This is a genomic window from Candidatus Acidiferrales bacterium (assembly GCA_035934015.1).
GTDB lineage: Bacteria > Acidobacteriota > Terriglobia > Acidiferrales > UBA7541 > DAHUXN01.
Genome location: DASYYH010000007.1, coordinates 39,806 through 51,183, shown reverse-complemented (window position 1 = coordinate 51,183; position 11,378 = coordinate 39,806). Strand labels below are relative to the sequence as shown.

11 protein-coding genes are annotated in these 11,378 nt (G+C 54.6%); 3 read left to right on the top strand and 8 right to left on the bottom strand.

Features of this window, described 5'->3' with window-relative positions:
- Positions 1-6: 6 nt before the first annotated feature.
- The 3 genes from glyS to recO are packed head-to-tail and all read right to left on the bottom strand — an operon-like array spanning position 7 to position 3,889.
- On the bottom strand, positions 7-2,130 hold the full coding sequence (glyS, locus tag VGR81_04085) for a glycine--tRNA ligase subunit beta (GenBank protein ID HEV2288113.1): 2,124 nt from the start codon (positions 2,128-2,130) through the stop codon (positions 7-9).
- Positions 2,127-3,146 carry a glycine--tRNA ligase subunit alpha gene (locus tag VGR81_04080; GenBank protein ID HEV2288112.1) on the bottom strand — a complete coding sequence of 340 codons (1,020 nt, stop codon included), beginning with the start codon at positions 3,144-3,146 and terminating at the stop codon, positions 2,127-2,129. Before VGR81_04080 ends, glyS begins: the two co-directional genes overlap by 4 nt.
- Positions 3,146-3,889 (bottom strand): DNA repair protein RecO, encoded by a 744-nt coding sequence (gene recO / locus VGR81_04075; GenBank protein ID HEV2288111.1) that lies wholly within the window; start codon positions 3,887-3,889, stop codon positions 3,146-3,148. The genes VGR81_04080 and recO overlap by 1 nt, the downstream gene beginning before the upstream one ends.
- A gap of 221 nt (positions 3,890-4,110) precedes the next feature.
- On the opposite strand from recO, the gene VGR81_04070 reads away from it, so the two are divergent.
- Together VGR81_04070 and VGR81_04065 are read left to right on the top strand one after the other, a co-directional pair.
- Positions 4,111-5,088, top strand: a complete 978-nt coding sequence (locus VGR81_04070; GenBank protein HEV2288110.1) for a PfkB family carbohydrate kinase — start codon at positions 4,111-4,113, stop codon at positions 5,086-5,088.
- 12 nt (positions 5,089-5,100) lie between these two features.
- On the top strand, positions 5,101-5,796 hold the full coding sequence (locus VGR81_04065) for a rhomboid family intramembrane serine protease (GenBank protein ID HEV2288109.1): 696 nt from the start codon (positions 5,101-5,103) through the stop codon (positions 5,794-5,796).
- Here the strand turns inward: VGR81_04065 and VGR81_04060 are convergent.
- The 5 genes from VGR81_04060 to mazG form a co-directional block, all read right to left on the bottom strand.
- Positions 5,793-6,884 carry an isocitrate/isopropylmalate dehydrogenase family protein gene (locus VGR81_04060; protein ID HEV2288108.1) on the bottom strand — a complete coding sequence of 364 codons (1,092 nt, stop codon included), beginning with the start codon at positions 6,882-6,884 and terminating at the stop codon, positions 5,793-5,795. The two genes, VGR81_04065 and VGR81_04060, sit on opposite strands and share 4 nt — an antisense overlap.
- A gap of 67 nt (positions 6,885-6,951) precedes the next feature.
- The gene (locus tag VGR81_04055) at positions 6,952-7,875 is read right to left on the bottom strand and encodes an EamA family transporter (protein HEV2288107.1); all 924 of its coding nucleotides are present in this window, start codon (positions 7,873-7,875) and stop codon (positions 6,952-6,954) included.
- A 1-nt stretch (position 7,876) separates the two neighbouring features.
- Positions 7,877-8,983: an o-succinylbenzoate synthase gene (menC, locus tag VGR81_04050; GenBank protein HEV2288106.1), complete on the bottom strand. Its 1,107-nt coding sequence runs from the start codon at positions 8,981-8,983 to the stop codon at positions 7,877-7,879.
- 5 nt (positions 8,984-8,988) lie between these two features.
- Positions 8,989-9,786, bottom strand: a complete 798-nt coding sequence (locus VGR81_04045) for a hypothetical protein (GenBank protein HEV2288105.1) — start codon at positions 9,784-9,786, stop codon at positions 8,989-8,991.
- Positions 9,759-10,679, bottom strand: a complete 921-nt coding sequence (gene mazG / locus VGR81_04040) for a nucleoside triphosphate pyrophosphohydrolase (protein ID HEV2288104.1) — start codon at positions 10,677-10,679, stop codon at positions 9,759-9,761. Before mazG ends, VGR81_04045 begins: the two co-directional genes overlap by 28 nt.
- 162 nt (positions 10,680-10,841) lie before the next feature.
- Here mazG and VGR81_04035 point away from each other — a divergent pair, with 162 nt between their 5' ends.
- Positions 10,842-11,351 carry a DUF1844 domain-containing protein gene (locus tag VGR81_04035; GenBank protein ID HEV2288103.1) on the top strand — a complete coding sequence of 170 codons (510 nt, stop codon included), beginning with the start codon at positions 10,842-10,844 and terminating at the stop codon, positions 11,349-11,351.
- Positions 11,352-11,378: the final 27 nt, after the last annotated feature.

The following is an 11,378-nucleotide window of genomic DNA, read 5'->3' as shown; positions in this document are numbered from 1 at the left end:
CTGCGATTATTTCTCTTCTGCGACCATCTCCGCAAAATCGGCAATCGTCGAAAATTCCTTGAGGAGTCCGCTCAATAATGCCAAGCGATTCTTCCGCAACTCTTGATCTTCGGCCATCACCAGAACATCCTCAAAAAACCGATCGACAGATGGACGAAGATCGGAGATCGCTTCAAGTGCTTCTTTATATTTCCCGGCGCGCTTGAAGCTCCCTGCACGCTCACCAAGGACTTGCGCCTCACGATACAGTTCACGCTCCGCTCGCTCCTGAAACAGCGATTCCTTCGGGCCATCTGATTTTTGATCTTTCAACCCAGCCTTTTCCAAAATCTTCCGAATGCGTTTGAAGGCAATCGCCAAAGGCGCGAAGTTCTCCGAATTGCGGATGGCTTTCAACGCAATGATGCGGCTTCGTACGTCAACCAGATCATCGGCCCCAGCAGCCATTGCGGCATTGACCTCGTCATAGGCAAACAATTGCTTTTCACGCAGGAGATATTTTGCGCGGTCGAGGATAAAATCCAAAACTTTCGCCTCCGCCTCCGGAGCAACCGTGATTTTTGGTTTGTGGACTGCCAACGCTTTTGACGCGGACGAGATGGCAGCCGAGAGAGAAAGCGGTAGTTTGAGTTCAAGTAAAATCTGAACTATTCCCGCAGCCGCACGGCGCAGGCCAAACGGGTCGCTTGATCCCGAGGGGATAATTCCCACAGCGAAGCATGCGACGAGTGAATCCAGTTTGTCAGCGATGGACACCGCGCAGCCGGCCAGATTTCGGGGAATTAAATCCTCGGCACCCGCAGGTTTGTAATGATCATAAATCGCCCAGGCAACTACCTCGTCTTCACCCTGCGCTCGGGCGTACAACCCACCGACAATTCCCTGCAGCTCGGTGAACTCGCGAACCATCTCCGTTGCCAGATCACATTTTGCCAGCTCAGCCGCGCGGTCCGTTGCGGGCAGATCGGCGCCGTGAATTCCAGAATCGAACCAGTGGCCAGCGACCCAGCGCGCGAGTTCGCGAATGCGATGCGTCTTATCCAAGTAACCGCCGAGACGCGACTCGAAAGTGATGTGCGCGAGTTTGGGGGAATAGTCGGCGAGCCGACGTTTTTGATCGGACTCCCAGAAAAACTTCGCATCGGCCAGACGCGCACGCAAAACGCGCTCGTGACCGGCGCGAACCAAGCCTGCACGGTCACGATCGAGATTGATCACGGCCAGGAAATGAGGGGCGATGTCTCCGCTGCGATTCTCAACGGCGAAATATTTCTGATGGTCGCGCATGACGGTAATCAAGATTTCTGATGGAAGAGCAAGATATGCAGGATCAAAGTCCCCGGCAATCACCGTAGGATATTCGTTGAGATAGGTTACGAGCTCGGATAAACCCACATCCTGATGCACTTTCCAGCGATTCTTAGTAGCGAGTACCCGGACTTCACGCTCGATTTTTTTCTTGCGCTCCTCAGGATCCACGAGAACAAAATTCCGGCTAAGTCTTTGAACATACTCTCTCGGGCCTCGAACCTGAATTCTCGCCTTCCCCAGAAAGCGATGCCCCTCGGTCGCCCTCCCTGCAGAAACTCCGGCGTAATTCAACGGAACAACTTTGCCATCAAGAATCGCGACGATCCAACGAACCGGACGAATAAATTTCACGTCCTTACTGCCCATCCAATACATTGCGCGGGGAAACGGCAATTCATTCAGCGCGCGTGGCAAGAGATCAGAAAGAATCGCCGAAGCTGTGCGGCCCTGGATCATTTGCTTTGCGGCGAGATATTCGCCGCGAGGCGTTGATGTGACATAAAGCTTCGCCAGAGGAATTTTCTGCTTTTCGGAGAAACTCACGGCAGCGCGTGTCGGCTGGCCGACATTGTCAAACGCGACCGATTTCGGCGGCCCGAGAATCTCTTTGGCTTCGTCCGCTTGCTGAAGGAGGACGGCATCAGAGACAATTGCAATCCTCCGCGGCGCTGCATAGGCGCGCAGCGCACTCGCAAAAATCCCAGAGACAGAAAAATGTTTCTCAAGTAATTGCTGAAGATTCTCTGCTGTGCGCGGTAAAAGGGCCGCGGGAATTTCTTCGCAGCCAACTTCAAAGATAAATTCGCCGCGCGCCTTCATTTGCGCTCCTGTGCAGGCGTGACGTCTTTCGCCGCGCCGCTGGAACCCGCAGCCTCGCTCCATCCGTTTGCGATGCAATACTCGCTCGCGACGCGAGACGTAAGCGCGCGCACTCTGGCGATCAAAGCGGCACGTTCAGTGGTAGAGATCGCACCCCGCGCGTCGAGAATATTGAAAAGGTGCGAGCATTTGAGGCACAGATCATAGGCGGCGAGAATCGGGACCGGTCTTTTGCGCGCCCCTTCACTTGCCACCGCGTGATGAGTCAGAATTGATCTCGCTTCGCGCTCATAAAGATCGAAAAGTTCGCGTGTACGACCCGGATCAGCCCACTCGAAGCTATATGTGGAGGACTGCTCCTCTTCGGCCAAGCGAATATCGCCATATTTAATGTTCTCGGACCATCGAAGGTCGAAGATGCTATCCACATTCTGTAGGAATGCCGTGATGCGCTCGAGACCGTACGTCAACTCGCATGACACAGGATCCAGGTCGATCCCTCCCGACTGCTGGAAATACGTGAACTGCGTGATTTCTAGCCCGTCGAGAAGGACTTGCCATCCAACGCCCCAAGCACCGAGCGTGGGCGACTCCCAGTTGTCCTCTTCAAATCGAATATCGTGATGCTTCAAGTCAATTCCGATGGCGCGCAAACTCTCGAGATACACATTCTGAACATCAGCGGGCGGCGGTTTAAGTATCACTTGAAGTTGTGTGTGTTTGTACAGGCGGTTGGGATTTTCTCCGTAGCGTCCATCCGCTGGGCGGCGGCTCGGCTGAACATAAGCGACGCGGTAAGGATTAGGTCCGAGAACGCGAAAGAAGGTCTCAGGGTGCATCGTACCAGCGCCGACTTCCACGTCGTAAGGCTGTTGGATGATGCAACCGCGGCGCGACCAGTAAATCTGCAAGGAGAAAATTAAGTCCTGGAACGTCAGACTTTGTAGCTCGGGCGTGCTGCTTTTCTTTGTCTCCCGCCGACCGGCGTTTTTTTTCGTTGTCAATTTTGCAGCCATCAAGAATTGCTCTCCCACATTTCGCGAGAAATCAGCTTGCGCTCCGCTTGATATTCGATCATGTCCAACAAATAATTCGCTAGCTCACGAAGGACCGGCTTTGAAAAAGCGTCAGATTTGATTGCATCCAACCTTTCACCCAACATACTGCGCGCTGCGGCCATAGCCGTGGGAGAGATTGCCTTCATGCCGGCGGTGCGGCAATTTGCACAGAGAATTCCGGAAACCGCAGGGCTCGTGTAAGCCGCGGCGCCTGCCAGCTCCCTTCCGCAGCGCGTGCACAGCTCAAAGGAGCCGAGCCAGCCCGCCAAACGCACAGTCCATAGAGCAAAATATGCCAGCGCCAGCGCAACCTGCCCCCGCCGCTTGACGTTTTGCGCGGAGAGCAGCAGTAGGCGGAACGCAGGATCGGACGGCTCCCGATCCGGCAGCACGGACTCCGTAATTTCCGCCATCAGCGTCAAAGCGATGCTGGCGTCGTAATCCTTGAACGCGCTGACAAAAGATTCAATCAACTCGCACTGATTGATCCTGGTTAAGTCGCGCGTTTCGCGTTCAAAGAACCAGATGCGCACATACGACATCAGTTCGAGCGTGGAACCGAAGCGGCTCTTGGGCCTTCGCGCACCGGGCGCTACGCCGCGAACTCGGCCCATCGTCCGGCTCAAAAAACTGATGAGCCGATCCGCTTCTCCGAGCGGATACCCATGCAAAATGATTGCTTCCGATTCATGGATTGGCATGGCGTGTCGGCGCGCCGACCTCTTCCTTGAGCGCGCATCAGCAAACTGCGGCCGCACGCAGCAAAACTAAACGTTCTACCATAGCCGCACCCTCGACGCAATCCATCCAAGCGAACCCTGGAAAATAAATTCTAGCACCAATGAACTCTGCGGTTCGATTTTATGCGTCGCGCAAGAACGCTGCTTTTCATTTCGCGTTCATTTCATTAAAGTAATTTTTCATGTTTGTTCGAAAACAGCGCTCTGTAATTGTCGATGTAGTGGGAGTGGGGCTAAACGCGGCAGATACAGTCATTGAGCTGCCCCACTTTCCGGAGTTCAATTCGAAACTAGAATTCGTTTCCGCACGCGTTCATTTGGGCGGGCAAGTCGCTACGGCTCTTTCTGCGTGCCGGAACTGGGGGATCTCTGCACGTTACGTGGGGACCGTTGGCGACGATGAGGTTTCAAAACTACAGCGCGACGACTTCCGCAGACGGAAAATCGAGGCGCATTTTATCAAGATTCCTTGCTGCCCAAGCCAGCGATCTTTCATCCTCCTTGATCGTTCGACCGGTGAACGAACAATCCTCTGGCAGCGCGACGCACGTCTCAAACTACTTCCTGGTCATCTGCGGCGTGAATGGATCTCAGGATCACGAGTTCTCTTGGTGGATGGCCATGACCCAGCAGCAGCAACACGCGCTGCAAAATGGGCAGGAAAGTTTGCGATTCCCGTTGTAGCTGATGTCGATAATCTCTATCCAGGACTTAAAGAATTACTTCAACATACGGATTACCTCTTTGCTTCTGAACGCTTCCCGCTTCGTCTCATGAGAAACTCGAATTTACTCAAATGCCTTCGCGTTATCTCTGACCGATTTCATTGTAGAGTCACTGGAGCGACTCTCGGTGCCCTTGGCGCAGTGGCATGGGATGGGCAACGGTTCCACTACTGCCGGGGATTCAAGGCCAGGGCAATCGACACGACCGGCGCTGGCGACGTGTTCCATGCAGGAATTGTCTATGGGCTCTTGCGCGCATGGCCGCTCGATGAAATGCTAGAGTTCAGTTGCGCTGCGGCGGCTCTGAATTGTACGGCTGCGGGCGCGCGCGGCGGAATTAAGTCCTTGGCAGAAATACGGAATCTAATGAAGAGAGGGCAACGATCGAAACGAGCCTTTTCGCTCGAACAGTTACGGCATTATGAACGAATCTGAGGTCTGGACAACGTGATCCCACTGAAAAATCTGCGTTCGAGCGCGACGTTTCCAGCCGTCACTCTGGCGATCATTATCGCCAATTTCCTTGTCTTCTTCTATCAAATTTCACTCCCCGATCGTGCGCTGCAATCTTTCGTCATGGCGTATGCGCTGGTTCCGGCGCGCATCCCACTAGCGGTTTCCGGCTCGCATGTGACAATGGCTCAGGCTTTTTTGCCTTTTTTCACGTCGATGTTTCTGCATGCGGGATGGCTGCACATTATCGGAAACATGTGGTTCCTGTGGCTTTTCGGGGGAAACGTGGAGGATCGCCTGGGGCATTTGCCCTATCTTGGTTTCTACCTGCTCTGCGGACTCGGGGCCGGAGCGGCGCAGACATTATTCAGTTTGGGATCAACGATTCCGTCACTGGGCGCGAGCGGAGCTATAGCCGGAGTTCTCGGCGCTTATATTGTGTTCTTCCCTTCCTCGAAGATTCTCACGCTTGTCACGCTGTTTTTTTGGTGGTTTTTTGCGCGCTTGCCTGCTGTGCTGTTTATAGGCTTGTGGTTCGTGATTCAATTTCTCAGCGGAATCAGTTCACTCGGAAGTGCAGCTTCGGGCGGCGTTGCCTGGTGGGCTCACGTGGGCGGGTTTTTATTGGGGGTGTTACTCGTTTCCGGCATGCGGCGCCGCCGCCCGGACTATGATTACTACCCTTCCTAAGCGCCCGCTCCGGCGAGACCGCGCTTTGCAATACGGTCGGCGAGCCAGTCTCCCACTGCTTGGGTGCTCATCGAACCGCCCAAATCCGGCGTCGTTTTTCCTTCGCGCACAGCAGCACGAACCACTTCATCGACGGCACTCGCCTCGCGCAGCCAGCCCAGATATTCGAGCATCATCGCCGCAGTCAGGACGGAACCCAACGGGTTCGCAATATTCTTGCCCGCGATATTCGGTGCGGAACCATGCACAGGCTCAAAGAGCGAAACTCGTCCCGGATGAATATTTCCCGACGGAGCGAGCCCCAGACCGCCGGATAATTGCGATCCCAAATCGCTGGCGATGTCACCAAACATATTGCAGGTGACAATGACATCGAATTGCGAGGGGTCACGGACCATCTCCATCATCAGAGTGTCCACGTACAAGTGGCGCGATTCGATCTCCGAAAATTCCTTGCGTACTTCAGCCCAGACGCGCTGCCACAAGCCATGCGCAAAAGTCATGGCATTCGATTTATCGCTCATGCAAATGCGCCGCAAACCCTTCCGGCGCGCGTATTCGAATGCATAGCGAATGATGCGTTCGACGCCCTTGCGCGTATTAACATCTTCCTGGACGGCAACTTCATCCGGCGTACCTAGCTTGAAATTTCCACCAACGCCGGCATAGGCGCCCTCCGTGTTTTCCCGAAGCACAATGAAATTAATATCACGCTCGGTGCGGTCGCGCAGCGGGGTCAGGCGCTTATCGATCAGCATGCAAGGTCGCGCATTAACGTACAAATCGAGCTTGAAGCGCAGACCGAGCAGAATATCCGCCGCGTGTTGATTCGACGGAACGCGCGGGTCACCCATCGCACCGAACAGGATGGCGTCAAAATCGCGCTGAAGCATTTGCGGCGCGTCGTTCGGCAGAGTTGTTCCGTCGCGCAAAAAACGATCCGCACCCCAGTCAAAATGCGTGAAGGCCAATTTCTTGCCCGCTGCTGAGCACACGGCTTCGAGCACCTTCACGGCCTGAGGAGTCACTTCCCCGCCGATGCCGTCGCCGGGTATTACAGCGATCCGCTTGGATTCGATTGCTCCCATATCGCAAGTTTCCTTTTAGCCGTGCGGGAACCTAGCACGCGCAAATGACTGAGTCAACAAACGCTTCTTATGCACCGGCCGTATCCGGGGGCGCTTCAGCGCTGCTCATGGCGAACTCCGCGAGATAAACACCCGCAAGAATCAGCCCGCCTCCAAGAAGCAACAGGTTCGTCAGTTTCTCGCCAAGGAGAATCACACCCAACAAGGTTGCCAAAGGCGGCTCGATATACGTAAACGTCGCCAATCTCGTCGCGTTCACATAGCGCAGCGCCCAAAAATAGATTAAATAGGCGGCAACCGAGGAAATCAGCACCATGTAGGCCAAGCCCGCCCAACCCACCCAGCCGACCGACGACCACTGGAGATGAACACTCTGACGCAAAGCCAAAGGCAACACCAAAATCGCTCCCGCCAAATTACAGAATGTATTCATTGAAATCGTATCGTATTGGCGCGCAACCTTCTTTGCGAGGACCGTATAGATCGCAAATCCAATCGTCCCGCCAAGCGTGATTAAGTCTCCCGCCCAGGCCTTCCCGTGGAGATGGAGATCATCGCCACCGACGAGAACCGTCACTCCGATGACGCAGAGAGTCATCCCCGTAATCTTCTGCCATGTGGTCCCTTCCAACCCGTGCATTTGCGCTAGAACCAGAATCAAGATTGGACCTGCGGCAACAATCAAGGCCGAATGACCTGCTGTTGTGTAATCCAGCCCAATGGTAAACAGGCCGCGATTGATGAGCATACCGAAGAATCCCAAGACGATGAAGTTCCAAAGATCCTTTCGATTCAAGCGCGAGCGCTCCGGCATAGCGATGTAAACGGGCAGCATCGCCAGAGCGGACAAGATGATGCGAAAGGACGTCAAGGTGAACGGGTCGATATAGCGCAGCGTGATTTTGCCAATGACGAAATTAAATGACCAGCTCAGCACCATCAGCAGGATGAGTGAGTAGAAAACAAACGGATGGCGGAGGCGTTCCAGCAACTTAAACCAGATTTTCGCGGCGAACAGTCAGCTTTTCGACGCGTTCAAGTTTTACTTGATATCCAATTCCAGGGCCGGATGGCGCTTTGATCGTTCCTTTAGGCGTAACTTCCACCTCTGGGTCGATGATGTCCTCCGCCCAGTAGCGCTTACTGGCGGCAACGTCACCGGGAAGCGTGAAATTTTCGAGTGTCGAGAGCGCAATGTTCTGGGCGCGCCCGACTCCACTTTCCAGCATGCCGCCACACCAAACGGGGATCGCATTTTTCTGGCACAGGTCGTGAATTCGGCGCGCCTGCAACTGTCCTCCCACCCGGCCCATCTTCATATTAATGATCTTGCAAGCGCCCAGTTCAATGGCAGCCAGGGCATGGTCGTACCTATGGATGCATTCGTCCAAGCAAACGGGAGTTTGAATTTGTTTCTGGAGTTTCGCATGGCTGTAGATATCGTCCCATCCGAGCGGTTGCTCGATCATCATCAGGCCGAATGGGTCAAGCTGCTTCAAAAATGTGATGTCTTCCAGAGAGTACGCAGAATTGGCGTCCACCATCAGACGAACCTGTGGCCAGCGCTTGCGCAGGGCTTCCACCGGCCTTAAATCCTGGCCGGGCTTGATCTTGATTTTGATTCTTTGGTATCCAGCCGCCAATTCCTTCTCTACCGTCGCGATCAGCTCATCCAGAGTCGGTTGAATGCCAATGGACACGCCGGAGGAAATCTCTTCGCGTACGCCGCCCAAGAGCTTCCAAAGTGGCATTCCTTTCTGCTTGGCTTCAGCGTCCCAAATCGCAGATTCCAGTGCGCCCTTGGCCATGTTGTTACCGCGCGTCTGGCGAAGCATGCCCCACACATCTCGCGCTGAGTCGAATGCTTTGCCTCGAATTTCAGGCCACAAATAATCCCGGAGAATCAGCCAAGCAGTTTCAATCGTCTCCGGAGAATAGTGAGGTTCTTCGCCGGCGATGCACTCTCCCCAGCCGGTCACGCCCTCCGCTTGAACCTCGACGAGCATGATTCGGCGATCCGTTGTCGTCCCGAAACTTGTCTCGAACCGCATGACCAGGGGCATGCGAATTTCACGAAGGATCACCTTTTCGATACGCATTTGTTTTACCTCAGTTCTGTTTGTTGCGTTGCAATTTGTGCGGCGATGCTCTCGCCATCTTCCAAGATGTAGGCTGCTTCCGAGGGGCCGATTTCCAATCCCGTAACAATATAACCTTTTGCCATTTTCTCTAGGAATTGTTCGCGCATAGCCGCTTGAACTTGGGCTCCTGCGGCTGCATCCCGTTGCTTTCGCTGACTAATGTCAGAAGGAATGGAAATTCTCACCGCGGTCCTGCCATATTGGGGCGCTTTCCCTCGCAATACGTCCGTGACGCGAGGCGAATCCAGATGCCATTCGGCCATGAGCCTGTCTGTCGGCAATCCCGCATGCAAAGGGCTTTCCGTGATGCCGTAACAATTCGGGATATAGCGTTTCACGACTGCGCCCAGGCGGTTGATATTGAAGTGTGAGTTCTTCAGTTCCAGCGGATCGAATGTCCATTCGACGAGATGGATGCCTCTTGCGAGCGCATCGTTTCTCTGCGCGAGCTTTAACATGCGGCCAATGCCGCGGTCGCGAAATTCCGCGAGCACCGTGGTCATATGCGAATGAATGATCGGCCGATCATTCTGAATCCCTGCCAAACCGAGCGTGAATCCGATCATCTGCTCACCCGCGAAGGCCCCAAGCGTTTGGCCGCCGGTCTCGCGCGCGACAACAAACAAGCCAGAGGGAACGAGAAGATCCTCACCCCAAGTGATAAGCTCGAGCCGCACACATTCTTCATATTCGGCGAGCGACACGCAGTGCCGGACCGTAATCGGGGCGGGCGCTACGCGTGAACCTTCGACTGATTCCATAACTCTTCCATGTCAGCCCGTGGAACGTCGGCGAGCCGACCATTTTTCTTCTCTGCTTTCTGCTCCATCCACTGAAACCGCCGCATAAATTTCCGATTCGCACGCTTCAGTGCGACCTCCGGATCGATGCCTGCAAATCTGGCTACATTAACCGCCGCGAAAAGCAAATCGCCCATTTCTTCTTCAACTTTTTCTTGAGCTTCTGCTTGAAATTTCTCATTGTGCGGTTCTCTGTTTTTCTTCGCTAGCTCCTCCCGCAGTTCTAAAATCTCCTCGTTCAGTTTCTCAATAACTCCTTCCATATTCGTCCAATCGAATCCAATATTCGCTGCACGACGTGTCATCTGGTAACCTTCAAGTAATGCTGGAAGATTCCGCGGCAGAGCCGATAGCGCCGAAACAGATTCCGCAGCAACTTTCCCACTGGATGGCCTTGCCGCACGCTCCTCCGCCTTGATCTGTTCCCAATTCTTCAGTACTTGCGCGGAAGTCCTTGCCTTCGTGGTGCCGAAGACATGCGGATGCCGTCGAACCATCTTTTCGTGCACCGCGCGAATGACGTCCGCAATGTCAAACTGTCCCTGCTCCTTCGCCAACTCGGCATGAAACACGACTTGCAAGAGCAAGTCGCCAAGTTCTTCTGCAAACTTCTTCGACTCCCCTATCTCCATGGCATCAAGAGCTTCGTACGCTTCCTCGATGAGAAACGGCTTCAGGCTGTGGTGCGTCTGCTCGCGATCCCATGGACAACCGCCGGGAGCACGTAGCCGATGCTGGAGGGCGGCCAGGGCTTCGAAGGACTCTCCGACACTGACCTTCGAGCGAGCTCGGCGCAGCCCTTTGCTGCCAATTCGTTTGTTTGGTTTCTTGCTTTTTCGTAGGTTTGCTGGCACCAGTGACTCGATTTTCGCTTGGGCAACCCGACACTTTACGGCACGCGCGCATTGGCTGACAAGCCAGAAATTACAGTCACTCGTGACGCCTGCGGCGAGGTAATGGTAAACTGTAAATCTTGTTCTGCTTTCATTTGTGGCCGCGTTCGGCAAGGAGCCAATTTGGCTGACAAGAAGCAAGAGGACACATTCCGCGTCGTAGACCGGCGCCTCTTCACGTCGGAAGGTGATCTGCGGCCCGAGGTCGTCGAAGAGCAGCGCCGCGAGGAAGCGAGAACGCCAAAGCTGCAGCCCTCCGCGAAGGCAGAGAAAAGTCAGGCGGCCGCAGTTGCCGCTGCCCCGGCGGCTCCTGAAAAATCAGCTGAGGAGCAGAAGTCCGCCATCCATCCGGATAAGAATTTTCAGTTGCTCGTCGACCTCCTGGCACGCAATGCTGCGGCACTGATGGGAGGCATTCCGGATCCTGCCACAGGACAGGCTTATCTGGACCTAGAGGGCGCGCGCGAAATGATCGACATGCTCGACACGCTGCGGGAGAAGACCAAGGGTAATCTCGCTCCGGAAGAAAACGGGCTGCTCGCCGAAGTGCTGGGAAGTCTGAAACTCTCTTACATGGAAATCTCAAAAGCAGCGGCGAAAGCGATGCGCGAAGGTGGTAAAGCTCCACGCTAGATCCATGCCTGCCGTGAGTAACGACAT

Bases quoted from the DNA above. Each gene is read 5' to 3' on its own strand.
- VGR81_04080 (HEV2288112.1), bottom strand. From the start codon at position 3,146: ATGGCTGCAAAATTGACAACGAAAAAAAACGCCGGTCGGCGGGAGACA.
- recO (HEV2288111.1), bottom strand. From the start codon at position 3,889: ATGCCAATCCATGAATCGGAAGCAATCATTTTGCATGGGTATCCGCTC.
- VGR81_04045 (HEV2288105.1), bottom strand. From the start codon at position 9,786: ATGGAATCAGTCGAAGGTTCACGCGTAGCGCCCGCCCCGATTACGGTC.
- menC (HEV2288106.1), bottom strand. From the start codon at position 8,983: ATGCGTATCGAAAAGGTGATCCTTCGTGAAATTCGCATGCCCCTGGTC.
- VGR81_04070 (HEV2288110.1), top strand. From the start codon at position 4,111: ATGTTTGTTCGAAAACAGCGCTCTGTAATTGTCGATGTAGTGGGAGTG.
- VGR81_04060 (HEV2288108.1), bottom strand. From the start codon at position 6,884: ATGGGAGCAATCGAATCCAAGCGGATCGCTGTAATACCCGGCGACGGC.
- glyS (HEV2288113.1), bottom strand. From the start codon at position 2,130: ATGAAGGCGCGCGGCGAATTTATCTTTGAAGTTGGCTGCGAAGAAATT.